Genomic DNA, 21,682 nt, shown 5'->3' with positions numbered 1-21,682 from the left:
AACGTCGGGGAGCCAGATCGGGCTTCCTCTCGCGGGCTGGGGGCCGGTTCCAATGTCTGACTCGCTCGGTCGTGGGACGATCGTGGTCGGCGTGGACGGATCGGAGCCCTCGATCGAGGCGCTGCGCCAGGGGGCCGCCATGGCTCAGGCGCTGGGATCGACGGTGACGGCGGTGGCCTGCTGGCGTTACCCACCGGCGTACGACAACTTCGTCGCTCTGGAATGGTCGCCAGAGAAGGACGCGGCGCAGGTGCTCGAAGAAGCGCTCGGCCGTGCCTACGGCGATAACCGTCCCGCCGGGCTGCGCAGCGTGGTGCGACAGGGGCAACCGGCATCCGTGCTCATCGACGAAAGCGCCGAGGCCGACATCCTCGTGGTGGGAAGCCGTGGTCTCGGCGGCTTCACCGGTCTGCTGCTCGGCTCGGTGAGCGCGGCCGTCACCGCGCACGCACACTGCCCGGTTCTGGTCGTGCGGAACCCCCCTTCCGGTCAATAACCGAGGAGATCGGGCACCCGGCTCGGCGTGTCGCGCCGCGAAAAACGGCGTGCCGCCCGGATCCCCTCGATTAGTGATCGAGCAGGCTGCGCAGCACGTACTGCAGGATGCCGCCGTGACGGAAATATGCCGCCTCGGCGGGTGTGTCGATGCGCACGACCGCGGTGAATTCGCCGGTCTGCGGACCGCGGGTGTAGCGCACGGTGACTTCGTGCGGCACCTGCGTCGCTCCGGCCAATCCGGTGATCGAGAAGACCTCCTCGCCAGTGAGCCCCAGGGACTGCGCCGTCTGCCCCGGAGCGAACTGCAGCGGCAGCACGCCCATGCCGATCAAATTCGAGCGGTGGATGCGCTCGAAGGACTCCGCCAGCACCGCCTTCACGCCCAGCAGCAGGGTGCCCTTGGCCGCCCAGTCGCGGGACGATCCGGACCCGTACTCCTTACCGGCGACGATCACGAGCGGGACGCCGTCTTCGAGGTAGCGGGTCGAGGCGTCAAAAATGCTCAGCTGCTCGCCGTCCGGCAGGTGACGGGTGAAGCCGCCAGTGACATCCGGGACCAATTGGTTCCTCAGTCGGATGTTCGCGAACGTGCCGCGAATCATCACCTCGTGGTTTCCGCGGCGCGACCCGTACGAGTTGAAGTCTCGCGGTTCGACCCCGTGCTCCATCAGGTACTTTCCTGCTGGCGAGTCCTTCTTGATCGCACCGGCGGGTGAGATGTGGTCCGTCGTCACCGAATCGCCCAGTAGAGCCAGCACCCGGGCATCGGTGATGTCGCGTAGCGGTTCCGGCTCCCGGGGCATCCCCTGGAAGTACGGCGGCTGGCGCACGTAGGTGGAGGAATCGTCCCAGGCGAACATGTCAGCCTCGGGGATTTCCAGGTCCTGCCAATTGTGATCGCCCTCGAACACGTTCGCGTATCCCTTGGAGAACATGTCTGCCTCCAGCACGTCGCCGACGACCTCTTCCACCTCGCGGCTGCTCGGCCAGATGTTCCGCAGGTACACCGGCTGCCCGTCCGTGCCCACGCCGAGCGGGCTGGTCATCAGATCGGTGTTCATCGTGCCGGCCAGCGCGTACGCGATCACCAGCGGTGGTGAGGCGAGGAAGTTCATCTGGGTCTGAGAGTGGATGCGGCCCTCAAAGTTGCGGTTGCCGGAGAGCACCGCGCTCACGTTGAGCTCGTTCGCGGTGACCGCATCGCCCACCTCGGGGATCAGCGGTCCTGAGTTGCCGATGCACGTGGTGCAGCCGTATCCGACCAGATCGAAGCCCAACTGGTTGAGGTAAGGGGTGAGTCCGGCCTTGTCGTAATAGTCGGTCACGACGCGGGAGCCGGGAGCCAGCGAAGTCTTCACCCAGGGCTTGGAACTGAGCCCCAGCTCCACCGCCTTCTTCGCCATCAGTCCGGCTCCGATCATCACGGACGGATTGGACGTGTTGGTGCAGGAGGTGATCGCCGCGATGACGACGTGCCCGTTGTCCACGCTCATGGTGCGTCCGTCGGCGAAGGTCACCGGGGCGGGGTTCGATGGCCAGACTTGATGAGGCTCCGGCTCTGAGCGGTCCACCGGATGCTCGCTCGGACCGATCTTGCCGAACGCGATTGGGTCGCTGGCGGGGAAAGACTCGGCAGAGGCCTCATCCAGACCCTCAAGCTCCTCAGGGGCCAGCGAACCCCCGTTCAGAATCGCTCCGATGACGCTACGGGCGTGGGAGAGCGGGATGCGGTCCTGCGGGCGTTTCGGTCCGGCGATGGACGGCTCAACATCGGCGAGGTCCAGTTCGAGGACAATCGAGTAGTCCGCCACGTGCTCGGGATCATGCCAAAGGCCCTGCTCCTTCGCGTACGCCTCGACGAGGCTGATCTGCTCCTCGGAGCGCCCGGTCAGATGCAGGTATTCCAGCGTGACGTCGTCGATCGGGAAGATGGCGCAGGTCGAGCCGTATTCGGGACTCATGTTTCCCAGGGTGGCGCGGTTGGCCAGAGGAACATTCCCCACCCCCGGCCCGAAGAACTCGACGAACTTGCCGACGACACCGGTCTGCCGCAGCAACTGCGCCACGGTGAGCACCAGGTCGGTCGCGGTGGCGCCTTCGCGGAGCGCTCCGGTCAGTTTGAAACCCAGCACCGGAGGCACGAGCATGCTCATCGGCTGGCCCAGCATGGCGGCCTCTGCTTCGATGCCGCCGACCCCCCAGCCAAGCACCCCCAGCCCGTTGACCATCGGGGTGTGCGAGTCGGTGCCCACGAGGGTGTCGGGGTAGGCCTGCGTCACGCCGCCGCGAACCCGGGTGAACACGACCCTGGAGAGGTACTCGAGGTTCACCTGGTGGCAGATGCCGGTATCCGGTGGCACCACGAGGAAATCATCGAAGGCCTGTTGCGCCCAGCGCAGCAACTGGTACCGCTCCTGGTTGCGGGAGAACTCGAGGTCGGCATTGATCCGGAACGATCCGGGGCCACCGAAGGAGTCAGCGATGACGGAGTGGTCGATCACGAGCTCCGAGGGGATCAGCGGATTGATCTTCTGCGGGTCGCCGTTAAACGCCGCCATGGCGTCGCGCATGGCCACGAGGTCCACCACACAGGGCACTCCGGTGAAGTCCTGCAGTAGCACGCGCGCCGGGGTGTACTGCACCTCTAAGCCGTGTTCGGCGGCCGGATCCCACTCGGCAACCGCCCGCACCTGGTCGGCGGTGACCAGCGTCCCGTCTTCGTTGCGCAGCAGGTCCTCCAGCAGCACCTTGAGGCTATAGGGGAGGCGTTCGAATCCGGGCACCGCATCCAGCCGGAAGATTTCGTACGATTTGCTGCCCACGGTCAGGGTGTCGCGCGCCCCGAAGCTGTTCGCCGCACCGTTCGTCATCATTGACCTCCACTGAAGTTGGACCGCAACTGGGGCGCCCAGGCGTCGAGGGCGCGCTGCGTTTCCCCTATCGTGCGCCTGGGGCATCCGTGTGTCAACGAAACGCGGGCCGCGGGGCAGGATTGGAGGATTGGCGCCGAGCGGCCTAGCCTTTCTCAATGGCCAACACACAGATTTTCATTCCCAGCAGCAGCGGCCGCGATCAGCATGTTTGATCCGGCGAACCTCGACCAGGCGACGGGCCCCTCATTGGAGAGTGTGCTGGGGGAGGACGTGCTCTCCGCACCGCGAATCGCGCGGGTCCCGGCTGAGCTGGCGCGCTCCTGGTTGCTGGTGCCGGCCACGCACGCCGACCAATTCGACCAGGCGGAAGCCTCCGCCGCCGACGCCGTGGTGCTGGACATCGAAGACGCCGTCGATCCCAGCCGGAAGTCCGAGGCGCGGGCGGACGTCGTGGACTGGCTCAGGGCCGGTGGCCACGCCTGGGTGCGCGTCAACGATGCAACGTCCGGCTTCTGGTCGGACGATCTCGACGCCCTCGCGGGATGTCCTGGCCTGTTGGGAGTCATGCTCGCTAAAACCGAGGGCCCGGAACAGGTCAGCGACACGTATGAACGGCTGGCAGCGCGCAAGCCCGTGGTGGCGCTCATCGAGTCCGCGTTGGGCATCGAGGAAGCGACAGCCATCGCACGTGCAACCGGCGCGTTCCGGCTCGCGTTCGGCAGCGGCGACTTCCGCCGCGACACGGGCATGAGTGCCGACAAAGAAGCCATGGCCTACCCGCGCGCACGGTTGGTGGTCGCCAGCCGCGCCGGCAAGCTTCCAGGGCCCATCGACGGCCCGACCGTCGGTGGCAACCATCCGATTTTGCGGGAGCAGTCCGCCGTGACGGTGCTCATGGGCATGACCGGCAAGATCTGCCTGTCCGCGGCACAGACTCCGATCGTCAACGAGGTGATCAGCCCCACGCCGACCGACGTCGCGTGGGCGCAGAAGTTCCTCGCCGATTTCGAAGCGGGCGGATGCGTCATCCGCGACGGCAGCGACCGGCCCCGATTGGGTCGCGCGCAGAAGATCATCGAGCTGGCGACGGCATTCCAGGTGCCGCCTTCACCGGCCTACTGACGCTTCAATGCCGCGCATCCCGCCTCGCAGGGCGTGAGCAGCGCTCGCGGTCTCGGCCACCACCGTTGGGCCCATAAACTAGGAGCACGCGGTGTGTCGAAAGCGAGGCGCGTTATGGCGGACAAAACCCGCTCCACAAAAGTTAAGGTCCGTAGCCTTCCCGGAAATGAGTCCGCGGAAGTCCTACGCGGGTATTACGAGCAGATGTCGCTGGTGCGGGCGTTCGAGCTGCGCGCCAGCGAGATGTATGCGCGGGCCAAGATCGGCGGTTACTGTCATCTGAACCTGGGCGAGGAAGCCACCGTGACCGGCCTGATGGCCGCGCTGGAGGCACGCGATTACCTCTATGTCAGTTATCGCGACCACGGTTACGCGCTGGCGCGCGGCATGGAGCCCGGACCGGTGATGGCGGAACTGTTCGGCAAGAGCACGGGCGTTTCGGGTGGCCGCGGCGGTTCCATGCACATGTTCGACATGGACCTGAGAATGCTCGGCGGCTACGGCATCGTTGGCGGGCAGATTCCCCCGGCAACAGGTGCGGCGCTCGCCGTCAGCTACCGCAGCGAGGCTGGGCCGGACTCCGAAGCGGTGATGTGCCTGCTCGGTGACGGCACAACGAACATCGGCGCCTTCCACGAGTCACTGAACCTCGCCGGACTGTGGAATCTCCCCATCGTCTACGTCATCATCAACAACAAGCTGGGCATGGGCACTCCGGTCGCCCTGGCCGCCGCCGAGCCTGACCTCTACAAGCGCGGCTGCTCCTACCGCATTGAGGGGGAGCGGGTCGACGGCGACGACCCGATCGCGGTCCGCGACGCGGCCCGCAAGGCCCTGGAAATCGCTAGGGTGCAGCGCCGGCCGCGCATCCTCGAGGCGACCAGCTTCCGCCTCCGGGGCCACTCGGTGGTGGACCCTGCCAGGTACCGCTCCAAGGAGGACAACGAGGAGGCACGCAGTGCCGACCCGATACCGCTGTTCCGGGATCGGTTGATCGCCGCCGGCGTCTTCGACGCGGCGGAAGCCGAGAAGATCGACGCCGCCGCTGAGCAGCGCGTCACCGAGGCTGTGGCCTTCGCCGATGACAGTCCGGATCCGAGTGTGGACCAACTGTTCGATTACACCTACGCGACACCGGTCGCAAACGCATCCACCGCACTCCCCGGCGACCCGGTGGTGGCGCTGTCATGACGAACGAGGTCACAACGAACGAGAACAGCCAGAAATCCGAGACCGGTTCGCGGGTCATCACCTACCGGCAAGCGCTCAACGAGACACTCCGCGCCGAACTGACTCGGGACGAAAACGTCTACCTGATCGGTGAAGAGATCGGCGTGTTCGAGGGGTCGTACAAGATCACCGCCGGGCTTCTGGCCGAGTTCGGTCCCAAGCGAGTCGTCGATACTCCCATCGCAGAGGAAGGCTTCGTCGGAGCGGCTATCGGTTCCGCGATGCTCGGGCTGCGCCCGGTCGTCGAAATCATGACGATCAACTTCAGCCTCATCGCGATCGACCAGATCGTCAACCACGCCGCCAAGATGCACGCAATGTTCGGAGGCCAGGTGAACGTGCCGCTGGTCATCCGCACTCCTGGCGGAGGCGGGCAACAACTGGCCGCCACCCACTCGCAGAACCTCGAGGTGTGGTACGCCCACATCCCAGGCCTCAAGGTGGTCGCACCATCGACCCCGGCGGATGCCAAAGCATTGCTCACCGCCGCGATTCGCGACGATGACCCGGTGATCTTCTTGGAAAACCTCGGATTGTACAACCTCAAGGGCGAAGTTCCGGATGGAGACCAGGTCGCCGAAATCGGCAAGGCCGCCGTCGTCAAGGCCGGCACCGACCTGACCCTGATCAGCTACTCGCGCGGCATGGTCACGGCGCTGGAAGTCGCGAAGCAGTTCGAAGCGGAAGGAGTCTCGATCGAGGTCATCGACCTGCGCAGCCTGCGCCCACTGGACCGCGACACCGTCTGCGCCTCGGCGCGCAAGACGAGCCGCGCCGTCATCTTCGAGGACGACCTGCTCACCTACGGCATCGGCGCGGAAGTAGCCGCCACCATCAGTGAGGGAGCGTTCGACTTCCTGGATGCGCCGGTGCGTCGCGTCGCCGCCGCGGAGGTGCCGCTGCCGTACGCCAAGCCGCTCGAGTTGGCGGCGATTCCGGATGCGGCCGACTTGATCAAGGTGATCCGTGAGGTGCTCGATGCCACACGGTTCCAACGCTAGGAGGCGAACATGCCTGAGGTAATCATGCCCCGTCTGTCCGACACGATGGAGGAAGGCGAACTCACCCGCTGGCTCAAGAACGTTGGCGATGAGATCCACAAGGGTGACGTGCTCGCCGAAATCGAAACCGACAAGGCGACGATGGATCTCGAGGCGTTTGAGAACGGTGTGCTCGAGAAGCAACTCGTCACCGCGGGCACCGTGGTCCCCATCGGCCAGGCCGTCGCGGTGATCGGTGACGGTAGCAACGCCGCATCCGCTCCGGCTGGGGCCGGCGACGCGAAGAAGGACGACGCGAAGAAGACCGAACCGGCGAAATCAGAACCCGAGAAGTCCGAGCCGGGCACGCAGCAGCCCGGCACCACCGAACCGGCCAAGTCGGAACCGGCCAAGTCGGAACCGGAGAAGAAGGACCAGGCGCCGGACACCGGCCTGGCAGCAGGCGCCCTACGCACCTCGCCGCTGGCCCGCAAAATCGCCCGCGATCATGACATCGATCTGGCCTCCGTGACCGGCACCGGCCCGCAGGGCCGGATTGTGCGCGCCGACATCGAAGCGGCCATCGCCGCGGGGCCCAGCGCTCAGGCGGCACCGGCAGCAGCTCCGGCGGTGCAGGCCGGACCGGACACCGTCGAGGTGCCGATCAACAACATCCGCAAGGTCACCGCCCGTCGACTCACCGAGAGCCAGGCGGTCCCGCATTTCTTCCTCACGAACGTGGTGGATGCCGGAAAGCTCATCGCTTTCCGCAAGGACGTCAACGAGTCACTGGCGGCATCCGGCGGCAAGGTCAGCATCAACGACCTCATCGTGCGCGCGGTCGCCGTGGCGCTACGTGCGCATCCGGAGGTCAACTCCTCGTGGGGCGGTGACAAGCTGCTGCGCCACAACCGGATCAACATCGGCATCGCGGTGGCTTTGCCCGACGGACTCATCGTGCCCGTCGTGCAGGACGCGGATCGCAAGTCGCTGGGCGAGATCGCGCAGACCACGGTCGCCCTAGCCGAGAAGGCCCGCGCCGGCAAGCTGAAGCTCGACGAGATGAGCGGCGGTACCTTCACCATCAGCAATCTCGGCATGTTCGGCATCGACGAGTTCACCGCGGTGATCAACCCGCCCGAGGCCGCGATCCTCGCTGTCGGTGCGGCGGTCCCCGTGCCGGAAGTGCGCGACGGCCAGCTCGTCGAAGTGCCGAAGATGAAGATCACCCTCACCGTCGACCATCGCGTGCTGGACGGGGCGATGGCCGCGGCGTTCCTGCGCGATTTGAAGGGTATTCTCGAGGCCCCGCTGAGCATCGTGCTCTAGCCGGCGGTTTCGCGGATCGAGCAGCCCGGGGGGTGAGGCTTGCCCGCCGTAAACTGGAAGAACCGGCACAAACTGCTGCGAGATTCTTGGAGAGCTGCTCTATGACTGACGAGTCCGTCTACCAACACACCACGCGAGAGGTCGCCGCAAGGCGCAAGGAACTCGCCCCCGACATCCAAGATGCCTTTGAGGCGTTCAGCCACCAGGTGTTTGCCGAGGGCGCCTTGCCGGAGAAGACGAAGCAGCTGATCGCCGTCGCGGTGGCGCACGTGACGCAGTGCCCCTACTGCATCCAAGGTCATACCAAGCTCGCTAAGCGCAAGGGCGCCAGCTCCGAAGAGATCATGGAAGCCATCTGGGTTGCGGCCGAGATGCGTGCCGGCGGCGCCTATGCGCACTCCGCGATCGCGCTGCGCGCGCTGGGCGAAGGTGTTCCGGACGCCGCCCACGAGGCGCACGCGCACGCCTGACGGCGGTGTCAGCGAGCCCGGCGGATGACACGGACAAGGCAGTTCGATGACGTCGGCAGTTCGATAATGCGCTCCTCCTGGCTGACGGATGCTGTGCGGCACCTGCCGCCGGGGGCGTTCGCCTTCGTGATGGCGACCGGCATCGTATCCTCGGCGTATGGTTTAGTCGGCCAGCGCGTGATCTCACTGGCCCTGCTCGTGATCGCGGTGCTCGGGCTGGTTCTGATCACTGCCGCCATGGTGTGGCGGGTGGCGGCATACCGTGCCGATGTGCTCCGAGATGCCGGCGAGCCTGCTCGCGCGTTCGGGTTCTTCACCGTGGTCGCCGCTGTCAACGTCGTCGGGGTGCGGTTGTACACCCCGGAGGCGCCCATCCCCACCGTCGTGCTGGCCGTGCTCAGCGTGCCACTGTGGCTGCTGCTGACCTACGGTGTGCCCGGCACGCTCATTCTTCGAGACCGGGACAGCCCGGTGTCGGCGGAAGTGAACGGCAGCTGGTTCCTGTGGGTGGTCGGCACTCAGTCGCTGGCCACAGCCGCAGCCGCGCTCGACGAACACGCGAACAACGCCGCCCTGGCCGATGTCGCTGTCGCCCTGTGGGGGATCGGCGTGATGCTGTACATCATGCTCGCCACCCTCGTCACGCTGCGGCTGCTCACCACCCGGCGCGACCCCCACAAACTCGGTCCCTCTTATTGGATCTACATGGGTGCGACCGCCATCACCGTGCTGGCGGGGTCCCGCATCCTCGCGCTCTCACCCGACCTGCCGGTCTTCACCGCAACCGCGGCGTTCATTTCCGGGTTCACCTACATTTTGTGGGCCTTCGGGATGTGGTGGATACCCCTGCTGATCGTCTTCGCCGTCTGGCGGCACGGGATCCGGCGCGAACCCGTGCGGTACGAATCGGAACTGTGGAGCATCGTGTTTCCGCTCGGCATGTATTCGGTCGCCAGCATGCACTTCGGTGGCGTCGCCGAGCTGCCGATACTGGTCGGCATCGGGCAGGTGGGGACCTGGATCGCCGGACTCGCGTGGCTCGTGGTGACAGTCGCCATGGTGGCGTCGGTGCGTACCGTTCGCGTGCCGTGATTGTTCCCGTTGCGGGCAACTGTGTCCGTTGCGCGGGGAACAGTTAGCCGGAACGGGAACAGTTGCCGGGCGGACAGCAGGTAGGATACCGGTGGCTCCTCGCGTGGCGTCATCCAGGCCAACTCCCCCAGGACGGAAACGTAGCAAGGGTAACCGGGCTCTGATGGGTGCGCGAGGGGCCGCTTACATTTTCGGGCAAACGTCCGGCTCGCCGGCGCTCGCGGGCGCACCCGATGGCTCGCTTCGCTCGACTGTCCTGCCGGGTCGACTCTCGTGGGCGCCCTACTGATTCCCGGAAGAAGTTCGTCCTCGTTTCAGACTAACAAGAAGTGTTGCACAAGAAGTCTTGTGGATATATGCTGAGCCGATGCGTAGGGACATCCGATCGGTCGCACTCACGAGCGTGAAGCAGATGCGGGCGCTGGCGCATCCGCTGCGCATGCAGGTGCTCGGAGAACTCCGGGTCAACGGGCCGCGCACCGCGGGAGTGCTTTCAGAGCTCTTCGGTGAAGCGCCGGGTACGCTCAGCTACCACCTGCGCAAACTCGCCGAGTTCGGCTTTGTCGAGGAAGTGCCGGAGCTGGCGGCGGACCGGCGCGAGCACTGGTGGCGGGCCGCCCACGAGGTCACCCGGCTGCATCCGGTCGACGTGGAGGCCCCGGCCGCGGAGCAGCACGCTGCCGCCGCCATCCGGCACCAGATCATCGACGTCTACGCCGGGACCTTGCATCGGGCGATCGACGCGTTGCCCGGCCAGAGTAGGGAATGGGTGGAGGCCGCGGGCTCCTCGGACACCATCGCGTTCCTCACCGCCGCCGAGTTGGCCGACGCCGGCGCGGAACTGGAGGCTGTGATCGAAAAGTGGCATAGAGAAGGCCGCGATCGGGACCGTGCGGGCACCCGGGCCGTGCAACTCATCGTGCACGCGGTGCGCCGACCATGAGTGGCGTTCGCACCGCGGCTGTGCACTGGATGCGCTTCGCCCCGCTGGTGTCACTGCTCGCCGCGCACGGGCTTTCGCTCGCCGGCAACGCGGTCACGCTGGTGGTCATCCCGCTGTACGTGCTGCAGGTCACCGGATCGGTGTTCGCCGCCGGGGTTGCGGGAGTCTTCGCGACGGTGCCGATGATCGTTGGCGGGGCACTCGGCGGCGTGCTCGTCGACCGGCTCGGCTTCCGCCGCTCCGCAATCGCCGCCGACCTGGCCAGCGGGCTGACCGTGCTCGCTATCCCCGTGCTTGCCGCCACCGTGGGGCTGCCGTTCTGGGCACTGCTCACCCTGGTGTTCCTTAGCGGCGTGCTGGACACTCCGGGCAACACCGCCAAGGAATCCCTGCTGCCCGACCTCGCCGATTCGTGCGACGTGCGGCTCACCCGAGCGACCGGAGCGGCATCCGCGATCTCGCGCAGCGCGATGATGGTCGGCGCGTCGGTGGCTGCGGTGTCCGTGGTCTGGCTGGGACCGCTCAACTCGCTGCTGCTGGATGCCGTCTCGTTCGCGGTCTCGGCGGCGCTGCTGTGGAGTGGAGTGCCGGCACGCACCGCGGCGTCGGCGCCGGAGGAGGCGACGGCCTTGGGGTTCTGGCGGGAGTTCGCCGACGGCGTGCGCTACCTGGCTGCCGAGCCGTTGATCCGCAACCTGGTGCTGATGATCGTAGTCACCAATTGCTTCGACGCCGCGGGGATGCTCGTACTCAAACCCGTGTACGCGCGCACGGTCAGCCCAGACGGCTCGTTGTTCGGCATCATGGTGGCCTGCTTCGCGTTCGGAGCGCTCGCCGGCGCCGGCCTGTTCGGCTGGTTCGGGCACCGGCTGCCACCCCGGCTGACCCTCGTCGTGTGTTTCATCCTGGCTGGACCGCCGACCTACATCGCGATGGCGTTGGATCTGCCGGTGCCCGCCCTGCTGAGCGTGTTCGTTCTTGCTGGGCTTTCGGCCGGCTCGATCAACCCGCTCCTCGACGCCATGCTCTACGCGAAGATCCCCCGAGCAATGCGTGCCCGCGTCCTCGGCGCCCTGACCACCGGGGTCACGGCCGGGATGCCGCTCGGCAGCCTCCTCGGCGGCGTCGCGGTCGAAAAGGCTGGCCTGCTCCCGACCCTCATCGTCGTTGCCGCAGCGTACGCGCTGGTCACGCTCGCACCAACGGTTGGGCGGTCCTGGCGGCAATTGGACACCAAAGCGCGAGTAGTCACCCCGTAGTCTTAGAAACGTGGCCCGCAGCATCTACATCGCATCGATCGAAGGTCATTCGGGAAAGTCGACGGTTGCCCTGGGCGTGCTGGATGCGCTCAGTCACCGCGTCGGCCGCGTTGGCGTGTTCCGGCCCGTCGCCCGATCCGTGCAGGGGCGCGACTACGTACTCGAACTGCTGTTAGCCGCCGACAGCGTCGACTTGAGCTACGACGAATGCGTCGGCGCCACCTACGACGAAGTGCACGCGAATCCGGATGCCGCACTCTCGCGGATCATCGAGCGTTTCAACGCCGTCGAACACGCCTGTGATGCCGTCGTCATCGTCGGGAGCGACTACACGGATGTGGCCACCCCCACCGAGCTCAGCTTCAACGCCCGCATCGCCGCGAACCTCGGCGCCCCGGTGCTGCTGGTGCTCACCGGCCGGGACGCTGACGAGGTGCGCGGACGCAGTGCCGACCAGTTGCGGCAGATCACCGAAATCACGATGCCGGAGCTCGCCGCATCCCACACTGCCGTGCTGGCCGTCGTGGTCAATCGCGCCGATCCCGCGCACCTCGAGGAGATCACCCGCTCCGTGTCGGCGGCGGCCGGCATCCCGGCCTGGTCGATTCCGGAGGACCGGGTGCTGGTGGCGCCTACGGTGGGCACCATCATGGCCGCCTGCGACGGACGGCTGATCAAGGGTGACCCGGCGCTCCTGCACCGGGAAGCGCTCAGCGTGGTCATCGCTGGAATGTCGATGGAGAACGTGCTGACCCGGCTGGACGACGGCGCGATCGTCGTGGTTGCCGGGGACCGCAGTGAGGTGCTGCTCGCCCTGCTGATGGCGAACGCGTCCGGCACCTTCCCGTCGCTGGCCGGCGTGGTGTTGAACGGCGGTTTCGACATCTCACCGACCATCGAGAAGCTCATTACGGGACTCGACCCCGCGCTGCCGATCATCTCGACCGAGCTCGGCACGTTCGACACCGCCCAGCGAATCGCCCAGTCGCGGGGCAAACTCGCGGCCGACTCGCAGCGCAAGTACGACACCGCCCTGGCGCTGTTCGAGCGGCATGTGGATGCGGCGGTGCTGCTGGACCGCCTGGAGGTGGGCCACTCCGATGTGGTGACGCCGCTGATGTTCGAGTTCGGCCTCATCGAACGGGCCCGGTCCAGCATCCGGCACATCGTGCTGCCGGAGGGCGACGACGACCGCGTGCTGCGGGCGGCGAGCACGCTGCTCGGCCGTGGCGTGGTCGAGCTCACCATCCTCGGCGAGGAGCAGGAGGTGCGCACCAGAGCAGCGGAACTCGGCCTGGACATTTCGGCTGCGGCGGTGCTGAGCACCCAGGACCCGGAGCTGCGGGAGCGGTTTGCGCAGGAGTACGTGCGGCTTCGGGCCCACAAGGGCATGACGATCGATGTGGCCAGGGAGACCGTCACCGACCCGTCCTACTTCGGCACCATGATGGTGCACCTCTGCCTGGCCGACGGCATGGTCTCCGGCGCCGCGCACACCACGGCACACACCATCCGGCCCGGCTTCGAGATCATCAAGACCAGCCCGGGCGTGTCCATCGTTTCGAGCGTGTTCTTCATGGCCCTGGAGGACCGCGTGCTCGTCTACGGCGACTGCGCCGTGGTGCCGGATCCGACCGCGGAACAGCTCGCGGACATCGCGGTGTCCTCCGCGGCGACCGCTGAGCAGTTCGGGGTGGCGCCGCGACTGGCGATGCTGTCGTATTCCACCGGCGAGTCTGGCACCGGAGCGGACGTCGACAAGGTGCGCGCCGCGACCGCCCTGGTGCGGTCGCGACGGCCGGATCTGGCGGTGGACGGACCGATCCAGTACGACGCGGCGGCGGATGCGGCGGTGGCCGCGGCGAAGCTGCCCAACTCCGAGGTGGCCGGGCGCGCCACCGTATTCATCTTCCCCGACCTCAACACCGGCAACAACACCTATAAGGCGGTGCAGCGCAGCGCCGGGGCGGTGGCGATCGGGCCGGTGCTGCAGGGTCTGCGTAAGCCGATCAATGATCTGTCACGCGGCGCGCTCGTGCAGGACATCGTCAACACCGTGGCGATCACCGCCATCCAGGCGCAAACCGCCACCGAGGAGCCACGCCGGTGAGTCGCATCCTCGTCGTCAATGCGGGTTCGTCGTCGCTCAAGTACCAGCTCATCGAGATGAGCACACAGCGGATGCTCGCGAGCGGCCTCGTCGACCGCATCGGCGAAGCGCACAGCGTCGCGCGCCACACGGTCGCGGCCGGGGTCCCTGTCCCTTCCGCCCCGGTCCCTGAGGTGGGTGCTCTAGCGCCCGCCTCGGAGGCGGTCCCTGAGGGGCGAGCGCCGGCGAGTGTCTCGGAGGCGGTCCCTGAGGAGCGAGCGCCAGCGAGTGTCTCGGAGGCGGTCCCTGAGGAGCGAGCGCCAGCGAGTGTCTCGAAGGCGGTCCCTGAGGAGCGAGCGCCAGCGAGTGTCTCGGAGGCGGTCCCTGAGGAGCGAGCGCCAGCGAGTGTCTCGAAGGGCACCTCCACCCGCGAGCTCACCGTCCCCGACCACACCGCGGCGTTCGCGGTCATGCTCGAGAACTTCGCCGCGTACGGCCCCGACCTCGACTCCAACCCGCCCGTGGCGGTCGGCCACCGGGTGGTCCACGGCGGGGACCGGTTCGCGCAGCCCACGCTGATCACCGATGAGGTGAAGCAGCACATTGACGACTTGTCGGCGCTGGCGCCCCTGCACAACCCGCCCAATCTCGCCGGCATCGTCGCGGCGCAGCAGTCCTTTCCGGCGCTGCCGCACGTAGCGGTGTTCGACACCGCGTTTCACCAAAGCCTGCCGCCCGCTGCATACACCTACGCGATCGATGCGACGGTGGCCGCGAAGCACGGCATCCGTCGCTACGGGTTCCACGGCACGTCCTTCGCGTTCGTCACGGATGCCGCGGCTACGCTGCTGGGCCGGCCGGTCGCCGAACTGAAGCTGATCGAACTGCACATCGGCAACGGCGCATCCGCCTGCGCCGTCGACGGCGGGCGTTCGGTAGAGACCTCGATGGGGTTGACCCCGCTCGAGGGACTGGTGATGGGTACCAGGCCCGGCGACATCGATCCGGGAGTGCTCATCCACCTCGAGCGATCGGCAGGGATGGGCTTCGCTGAGATCGACGATCTGCTCAGCCATCACAGCGGGCTGTTCGGGCTGACCGGCCACGGCGACGTTCGGGACGTGTCTGCTGCTGCGGACTCCGACCCCACCGCGCGGCTGGCCTTCGAGGTATATCTGCACAGGATCCGCCACTACGTCGGCGCCTATCTCGCGCAACTCGGCGGGGCGGATGCGATCGTGTTCACCGCCGGGGTCGGCGAGAACAACGCCGCCGTGCGCGCCCGGTCGCTCGCCGGACTCGAAGGCCTCGGCATCGTGGTCGATCCACAGCGCAACGAGAGCACCTCCCGCCAGGCTCGGGTCATCTCGGCGGACGACTCTCGGATCGCCGTGCTCGTGGTGCCGACGAATGAGGAACTCGAGATCGCCCGCCAAACGCTCGCCGTCGCATCCGGCACCTAATCGAGGGGATTCTGCGGCCGGTCGGCGTGTCGCGGCACCGGAACCCGGTGTGTCGCATCTCGCCCTCGGTTGCGTCCGTTACTCGGCCAGCGGGCGTCCGCTGCGCCTGCGCCGCTCCCGCAGCGCGTCGGCGACCGTGCGATCGATCACCGAGAGAGTGTGCGGCCAGGTGTCGGTGATGTACGACGGGCGCAGCCTGATCACAACCCTGCCGAGCCCGGCGACGTGCAGGTCCCGATCCCGGTCCAGCACGTAGCTGTCTTCCGATCCGTGCCAGGTGCGGCTATCCACCTCGAGGCCGACGCAGTCCTCCACCACGAGATCTTCGTGACCCATTCCAGGAACCGCGCTCTGCGCCTGAACGCGATAACCGACCCGCAGTAGCCGAAGGCGCGCGATCGTCTCGTTGCCCGACCCGCTGTTGGGAATCAGGCGACGGATGCCATCCTGCAGCCGGCGAGGAGCGAGCCGACCAAGCTGCTGCACCTGCTCGAACGTGAGAAAACCCTCGTGTGCGGCGGACTCCATGGCGGCTATGGCATTCTCCTCGTCGAGGCAGTGCATCGCCTGCCACAGGGCTTGCCTGGGGCTGACCCACCACGGCGATCGCATCCCGAAACGCGGCGCATCCCAGTGCACGCGTACTTGAGGATCGCCGGTTCGCTCAGATGCGGTGGGTGGCACCTGCACGTGCAGCTGCGGCGGTGTCCCACCTTGCCACGGTCCGCTCCACACCCCGGCCGCCGCGAGCGCCGAGACACAGGTGACGGCTCCACCCACTGCGGCGGCATGCATGGTGGCGGCATCCAGGTGCGCGCAGCCGTAGATGCCACGGCGCAGCCGCGCGACGGTGCCGTCGGCCAGCGCCGCGCGCATCCGCCGTCGACCCACTCCGTGCGCGGCGAGTTGACGCGATGACGCGACGTGACCGAGCCGGCACAGCGTATTCATCCCTGCAGTGTCGTCGCCGCAAGCCGCATTCCGCCGCCCGTCGGCTCGGTCTGTGCAAAGCCGGTTGGCTCGGGCTCTGGGGGAGGAGCGGAGGGCGCGCTACACAACCGAGGGGATGCTGCAGCCGGCCGGCGTGTCGCGGCGCCGAAACCCGGGGTGTCGCTTTTCCCCCTCGGTTGAGTACGCGTTGGTCGGTGGCAAGCGCGGCCCAGAGCGCGCGGCTCCGGCTGTCGGGTGCGCCAAGTAACATTGGGTCGTGGTTACCGCCCTGTATCGCCGCTACCGGCCCGAGACCTTCGCCGAACTCATCGGCCAGTCCCAGGTGACCGAGCCGCTGATGACGGCGCTGCGCACCAACCGGGTGAATCACGCCTACCTGTTCAGCGGGCCTCGCGGCTGCGGCAAGACCACCTCCGCACGCATCCTCGCGCGCTGCCTCAACTGCGCCCAGGGACCCACTGACACCCCCTGTGGCGTGTGCGACTCCTGTGTCGAACTGTCCCGTGACGGCGGCGGATCGCTGGACGTCGTGGAGATCGACGCCGCCAGCCATAACGGTGTGGACGACGCCAGAGACCTGCGTGAACGCGCCGTGTTCGCACCGGCCAGGGACCGTTACAAGATCTTCATCCTCGACGAAGCACACATGGTGACGCCGCAGGGCTTCAACGCGCTGCTGAAGATCGTGGAAGAACCGCCGGAGCACGTCAAGTTCATCTTCGCCACCACCGAGCCCGAGAAGGTCATCGGCACCATCCGCTCGCGCACGCACCACTACCCATTCCGGCTGGTGCCGCCCGCGCAGATGCTCGAGTACCTGGATCAGATCTCGCAGAGTGAGAAAATCGACGTCGAACCCGGCGTACTCCCGCTCGTGGTGCGCGCCGGCGGCGGTTCCGTCCGCGACACCCTGTCCCTGCTCGACCAGCTCATCGCGGGGTCCGAAGGGTCAACGGTGCAGTACGAGCGCGCCGTCGCCCTACTCGGCTATACGCATGCGGCATTGCTCGGCGAGGTCGTGGAGGCAATCGGGTCGGCGGATGCTGCCGCAGCGTTTGCCGCCGTGGACCGTGTGATCCAAACCGGCCAAGACCCGCGTCGGTTCGTTGAAGACCTGCTCGAACGCCTCCGCGACCTGATCATCGTCGCCGCCACCGGAGGCGGCGCAGCCGCGGTGTTACGGGGCATCCAACAGGACGAATTGGACCGGATGGCCAGCGAAGCGGCACTGTTCGGCGTCGCGGAACTGAGCCGGGCGGCGGATGTCGTCAATGCCGCGCTCACCGAGATGACCGGTGCCACCTCGCCGCGTCTGCACCTCGAGCTGCTCATCGCGCGCGTGCTGCTTCCCTCAAGCGACGACACCGAGCGCGGCACGCTAGTCCGGCTCGAGCGACTGGAGCGTCGCATCGGGGTCGCGGATGCCGGCACCCCGTCGGTGCCAGCGCCCAGGGCGCCCTCCGTCGCAGCACCCTCCTCCGGCTCCACCACGGTGCCCGTCGCGGTCCCCACCGACGTGCCCGCCGTGGTGCCCGCTGCCGAACCGCCGGTACCCGCCGGCCCCATCACCCTGCAACAGGTGAAGGATGCCTGGCCCCAGGTCCTCAAGGTCGTCGAGGAAGCCAAGCGCACGGCCTGGATGGTCCTGGCCACGGCGAGACCTCGCGAACTGCGCGACAACAACGTGCTGGTCTTGACGTTCCCCAGCCAAAAGGACGTCGACGGGCTCAAGGAGCGGTCGGCCCCAGGGCAGGGGATCGGCGATTATCTGAAGGACGCCACCTTCCAGGTTCTGGGCATCCGGCCGGCACTCCTGGCGAAGGTTGACCCGAAACCGGTCGGTTCGCCTGCGAGTGGGCGCCCGGTTAACACGCGCCCAGAGGACAGCGGGCAACCGCCGGAGCCCACCGAGCCCGACATCGAACCAGCGCCCCCCGAAGCGGACGGCACCTCGTGGTACACCGCCCCGGTGCCGGAGTTCGACAATTCCGCACCCGATAGCTCCGCGCCCGATAGCTCCGCACCCGATGGCTCCGCGCCCGGCGGTACTCCCAGCGTCGCTGCGCGACCGAAGCCCGCCAAGGCGGCACCGGTGAAGTCCGACCCGAAGGTGTCCCCGACGGCCCCAGCCGCGACCGTCGCCGCGAAGGTCGAGAAGGCGGCAGCGTCCACGGGCCTGCAACCTCGGCAACGGTATGGCGAATCGGTCGTTCGGGAGATTCTCGGCGCCAGTTTCATCGAAGAGCAGACCATTGAACCGCTCGTCACGCCGAAGGAATTCTGACCGTGTACGAGGGTATCGTCCAAGAGCTGATCGACGAACTGGGCCGTCTTCCCGGAATCGGGCCGAAGTCCGCTCAACGAATCGCATTTCACATCCTGCAAACCGAGTCGTTCGACGTCACCCACTTGGCTGAAATCCTCATGGAGGTGCGCGACAAGGTCCGCTTCTGTGACATCTGCGGCAATGTGACCGAAGAGGCCACCTGCGGCATTTGCCGGGACCCGCGCCGCTCACCGGCCACCATCTGCGTCGTCGAAGAGGCGAAGGATGTTGTCGCCATTGAACGCACGCGAGAGTTCCGCGGGCTGTACCACGTGCTGGGCGGCGCCATCTCGCCGATCGACGGCATCGGACCGGACAACCTGCGCATCCGCCAGCTGCTGCAGCGCCTCGCCGACGGCACTGTCACGGAGGTCATCATCGCCACCGACCCGAACCTCGAGGGGGAAGCGACCGCCACCTACCTCTCCCGGTTGCTGCAACACATGGAACTGCGGGTGACCCGGCTCGCCTCCGGTCTGCCGGTCGGCGGCGACCTGGAGTACGCCGACGAGGTCACCCTGGGCCGCGCCTTCGAAGGCCGCCGGCTGGTCGAGGGCTGATCGCTCGTTCGTCACACGGCAAGGCAGGCCGCACCGAGCCGGTAGAATCGAAGCTTCCCCAGCTGGGCCTTTTCTTGGGAGATTCTTCGTGCCGTTGATCGTACAGAAGTACGGTGGCTCGTCCGTCGCCGATGCGGAAAGCATCAAGCGCGTTGCCAAACGCATTGTCGAGACCCGCAAGGCGGGCAATGAGGTGGTCGTCGTGGTGTCCGCGATGGGTGACACCACCGATGAGCTGGTCGACCTCGCCAAGGAGGTGGCACCGCTACCCGCCGGCCGCGAACTCGACATGCTGCTCACCGCCGGCGAGCGGATCTCGATGGCGCTGCTGGCGATGGCCATCAAGGCGATGGGGCACGAGGCCCGGTCTTACACCGGCAGCCAAGCCGGCATGATCACGGATGCCCGCCACGGCAGCGCCAGGATCGTGGATGTGAACCCGGCGCGGGTGCGACAGGCCCTGGATGCCGGTGCAATCGCGATCGTCGCAGGATTCCAGGGATTCAATCGGGGCACTGGCGACATCACCACCCTCGGACGCGGCGGATCGGACACCACGGCCGTCGCTCTGGCCGCTGCTCTCGGCGCCTCCGTCTGCGAGATCTTCACGGATGTCGACGGCGTGTTCACCGCTGACCCGCGGGTCGTGCACAGCGCACGAAAAATCGACAGCATTTCGACCGAAGAGATGCTGGAACTTGCGGCAGCCGGAGCCAAGGTCTTATATATTCGCGCAGTGGAATATGCGCGTCGCCAGGGTGTGACCATCCATGTGCGCTCCTCCTTCAACAACAATGAGGGCACGCTGGTGGTCAATCGAAACGAGGGAGACAACGTGGAAGAGGCAATCATCACCGGCCTCGCCGTGGACATGGGCGAGGCGAAGATCACCGTCGTCGGCGTGCCAGACGTGCCGGGCAAAGCCGGTCAGATCTTCACCATCGTCGCGGCGACCGAATCGAATATCGACATGATCGTGCAAAATGTGTCGGGTGCCGAGACGGGCCTCACCGACATTTCCTTCACGCTCCCGATGTCGGACGGCGCGAAGGTGTTGCAGGCGTTGACCGCACGCAAAGACGACATCGGCTTCGACGCCCTGCAATACGACGATCAGATCGGCAAGCTCGCCGTGGTCGGCGCCGGGATGCGCACCAACTCCGGTGTGTCGGCGAAGCTGTTCACCGCACTGTACGAGGCCGGTATCAACATCGAGATGATCTCTACCAGTGAGATCCGGATCTCCGTCGTGACCAGGGCCGACACCGTCAACGACGCCGTGCGGGCAGTACACCACGCCTTCGGGCTCGATGGCGAAGACGACGCCGTCGTGTACGCGGGGACCGGACGATGAGCGCATCGACAGGCTCGGGACGAGCCGCGGTGAACATCGGCGTGGTCGGCGCCACCGGGCAGGTCGGCGCCGTGGTCCGGCGCTTGCTGGTAGAGCGTGAGTTCCCGCTCGGCCAGATCCGCTTCTTCGCCTCGGCCCGGTCAGCGGGCACAACCCTGCCTTTCCGGGGCGAACAGATCGTGGTGGAAGACGCCGCCACCGCCGATCCGAGTGGGCTCGACATCGCGATCTTCTCCGCCGGGGCGAGCACCTCACGCGTCCAGGCGCCGCGCTTTGCGGCCGCCGGAGTGCTCGTCATCGACAACTCGTCCGCGTTCCGCATGGACCCGGAGGTTCCGCTCGTCGTCAGCGAGGTCAACCCGGATGCCATCGGACAGGCACACAAGGGCATCATCGCGAACCCGAACTGCACGACCATGGCAGCGATGCCGGTGCTGAAGGTGCTCCACGACGAGGCAGGACTGGAACGCCTGATCGTCAGTACCTACCAGGCGGTGTCCGGTGCCGGACTGGCCGGCGGACAAGAATTGCTGGCCCAGGCGAGGGCCGCGGTCGAACAGAACACGATCGGTCTTCTGCACGACGGCGCGTCCGTCGACTTCCCCGCAGCGTCGAAGTTTCCGCGCACGATCGCGTTCGACGTGGTGCCGATGGCCGGCACGGTGGTCGACGATGGGCTGGGCGAGACCGATGAGGAGAAGAAGCTGCGCAACGAGAGTCGTAAGATCCTCTCCTTGCCAGAGCTGCTAGTAAGCGGAACCTGCGTGCGGGTGCCGGTGTTCACCGGCCATTCCCTGTCGATCAACGCCGAGTTCGCCGCGCCGCTCACCGCTGCGCGGGCCAGAGAACTGCTCGCGGATGCCCCCGGCGTGCAACTGTCCGAGGTGCCGACACCGCTCGAGGCCGCGGGAACTGACCCAAGCTACGTCGGTCGCATCCGACAGGACGAAGGGGTGCCGAACGACCGCGGGCTGGCGCTGTTCATCAGCAATGACAACTTGCGCAAGGGCGCTGCCCTCAACGCCGTGCAAATCGCCGAACTGGTCGCAGCCGGGCTGGTGTCCGCCTCTCGCTAGCGTTTCGTACGCCGCCGTGGCATCCGCCCGAGGCCGGAGCCAGCCGTTAGCTCCCACTAAACTGAGA

Annotated in this window: 17 protein-coding genes and 1 other RNA gene; 16 read left to right on the top strand and 2 right to left on the bottom strand. The window is 67.0% G+C overall.

Annotation, left to right across the window (positions count from 1 at the left end; genetic code table 11):
- Positions 1 to 52: 52 nt before the first annotated feature.
- A complete protein-coding gene (locus tag ABFX56_RS06470) occupies positions 53 to 496 on the top strand; it encodes a universal stress protein (RefSeq protein WP_346232439.1) in 444 nt (147 codons plus the stop codon).
- 70 nt (positions 497 to 566) lie between these two features.
- Here ABFX56_RS06470 and acnA read toward each other — a convergent pair whose 3' ends face one another.
- Entirely contained in the window at positions 567 to 3,371 is a 2,805-nt protein-coding gene (gene acnA / locus ABFX56_RS06465; RefSeq protein ID WP_346232438.1) for an aconitate hydratase, read from the bottom strand.
- A 204-nt stretch (positions 3,372 to 3,575) separates the two neighbouring features.
- Between acnA and ABFX56_RS06460 the strand changes: the two genes are divergently transcribed.
- The 11 genes from ABFX56_RS06460 (at position 3,576) to ABFX56_RS06410 (ending at position 15,348) form a co-directional block, all read left to right on the top strand.
- The gene (locus ABFX56_RS06460) at positions 3,576 to 4,493 is read left to right on the top strand and encodes an HpcH/HpaI aldolase/citrate lyase family protein (protein ID WP_346232437.1); all 918 of its coding nucleotides are present in this window, start codon (positions 3,576 to 3,578) and stop codon (positions 4,491 to 4,493) included.
- A gap of 114 nt (positions 4,494 to 4,607) precedes the next feature.
- Complete coding sequence (gene pdhA, locus ABFX56_RS06455; protein ID WP_346232436.1) at positions 4,608 to 5,684, top strand: pyruvate dehydrogenase (acetyl-transferring) E1 component subunit alpha; 1,077 nt, start codon at positions 4,608 to 4,610, stop codon at positions 5,682 to 5,684.
- On the top strand, positions 5,681 to 6,724 hold the full coding sequence (locus ABFX56_RS06450) for an alpha-ketoacid dehydrogenase subunit beta (RefSeq protein WP_346232435.1): 1,044 nt from the start codon (positions 5,681 to 5,683) through the stop codon (positions 6,722 to 6,724). The genes pdhA and ABFX56_RS06450 overlap by 4 nt, the downstream gene beginning before the upstream one ends.
- Positions 6,725 to 6,733: 9 nt before the next feature.
- Positions 6,734 to 8,032: a dihydrolipoamide acetyltransferase family protein gene (locus ABFX56_RS06445; RefSeq protein WP_346232434.1), complete on the top strand. Its 1,299-nt coding sequence runs from the start codon at positions 6,734 to 6,736 to the stop codon at positions 8,030 to 8,032.
- A 101-nt stretch (positions 8,033 to 8,133) separates the two neighbouring features.
- The gene (locus ABFX56_RS06440) at positions 8,134 to 8,502 is read left to right on the top strand and encodes a carboxymuconolactone decarboxylase family protein (RefSeq protein ID WP_346232433.1); all 369 of its coding nucleotides are present in this window, start codon (positions 8,134 to 8,136) and stop codon (positions 8,500 to 8,502) included.
- A 24-nt stretch (positions 8,503 to 8,526) separates the two neighbouring features.
- Positions 8,527 to 9,594: a tellurite resistance/C4-dicarboxylate transporter family protein gene (locus tag ABFX56_RS06435; RefSeq protein WP_346232432.1), complete on the top strand. Its 1,068-nt coding sequence runs from the start codon at positions 8,527 to 8,529 to the stop codon at positions 9,592 to 9,594.
- A gap of 90 nt (positions 9,595 to 9,684) precedes the next feature.
- Positions 9,685 to 9,781, top strand: an RNA gene (gene ffs / locus ABFX56_RS06430) — signal recognition particle sRNA small type.
- A gap of 180 nt (positions 9,782 to 9,961) precedes the next feature.
- Complete coding sequence (locus ABFX56_RS06425; protein ID WP_346232431.1) at positions 9,962 to 10,537, top strand: helix-turn-helix domain-containing protein; 576 nt, start codon at positions 9,962 to 9,964, stop codon at positions 10,535 to 10,537.
- Entirely contained in the window at positions 10,534 to 11,796 is a 1,263-nt protein-coding gene (locus ABFX56_RS06420; protein WP_346232430.1) for an MFS transporter, read from the top strand. The genes ABFX56_RS06425 and ABFX56_RS06420 overlap by 4 nt, the downstream gene beginning before the upstream one ends.
- 10 nt (positions 11,797 to 11,806) lie before the next feature.
- Complete coding sequence (gene pta, locus ABFX56_RS06415) at positions 11,807 to 13,906, top strand: phosphate acetyltransferase (RefSeq protein WP_346232429.1); 2,100 nt, start codon at positions 11,807 to 11,809, stop codon at positions 13,904 to 13,906.
- A complete protein-coding gene (locus ABFX56_RS06410; RefSeq protein WP_346232428.1) occupies positions 13,903 to 15,348 on the top strand; it encodes an acetate/propionate family kinase in 1,446 nt (481 codons plus the stop codon). Before pta ends, ABFX56_RS06410 begins: the two co-directional genes overlap by 4 nt.
- A gap of 78 nt (positions 15,349 to 15,426) precedes the next feature.
- Here the strand turns inward: ABFX56_RS06410 and ABFX56_RS06405 are convergent, their stop codons facing one another.
- A complete protein-coding gene (locus ABFX56_RS06405) occupies positions 15,427 to 16,299 on the bottom strand; it encodes a hypothetical protein (RefSeq protein WP_346232427.1) in 873 nt (290 codons plus the stop codon).
- Positions 16,300 to 16,555: 256 nt separating this feature from the next.
- On the opposite strand from ABFX56_RS06405, the gene ABFX56_RS06400 reads away from it, so the two are divergent.
- The 4 genes from ABFX56_RS06400 to ABFX56_RS06385 all read left to right on the top strand — a co-directional run bounded on the left by ABFX56_RS06400 (position 16,556) and on the right by ABFX56_RS06385 (position 21,615).
- Positions 16,556 to 18,583 carry a DNA polymerase III subunit gamma and tau gene (locus tag ABFX56_RS06400; protein ID WP_346232426.1) on the top strand — a complete coding sequence of 676 codons (2,028 nt, stop codon included), beginning with the start codon at positions 16,556 to 16,558 and terminating at the stop codon, positions 18,581 to 18,583.
- A gap of 2 nt (positions 18,584 to 18,585) precedes the next feature.
- The gene (gene recR, locus ABFX56_RS06395) at positions 18,586 to 19,185 is read left to right on the top strand and encodes a recombination mediator RecR (protein WP_346232425.1); all 600 of its coding nucleotides are present in this window, start codon (positions 18,586 to 18,588) and stop codon (positions 19,183 to 19,185) included.
- Positions 19,186 to 19,273: 88 nt separating this feature from the next.
- The gene (locus ABFX56_RS06390; RefSeq protein ID WP_346232424.1) at positions 19,274 to 20,539 is read left to right on the top strand and encodes an aspartate kinase; all 1,266 of its coding nucleotides are present in this window, start codon (positions 19,274 to 19,276) and stop codon (positions 20,537 to 20,539) included.
- On the top strand, positions 20,536 to 21,615 hold the full coding sequence (locus ABFX56_RS06385) for an aspartate-semialdehyde dehydrogenase (RefSeq protein ID WP_346232423.1): 1,080 nt from the start codon (positions 20,536 to 20,538) through the stop codon (positions 21,613 to 21,615). The genes ABFX56_RS06390 and ABFX56_RS06385 overlap by 4 nt, the downstream gene beginning before the upstream one ends.
- Positions 21,616 to 21,682 lie beyond the last annotated feature (67 nt).

Source organism: Parafrigoribacterium mesophilum (assembly GCF_039652555.1).
In the GTDB taxonomy this organism is placed as follows: domain Bacteria; phylum Actinomycetota; class Actinomycetes; order Actinomycetales; family Microbacteriaceae; genus Parafrigoribacterium; species Parafrigoribacterium mesophilum.
The sequence above is the reverse complement of the archived record's forward strand: the minus strand, read 5'-3'. Positions and strand labels throughout refer to the sequence as shown.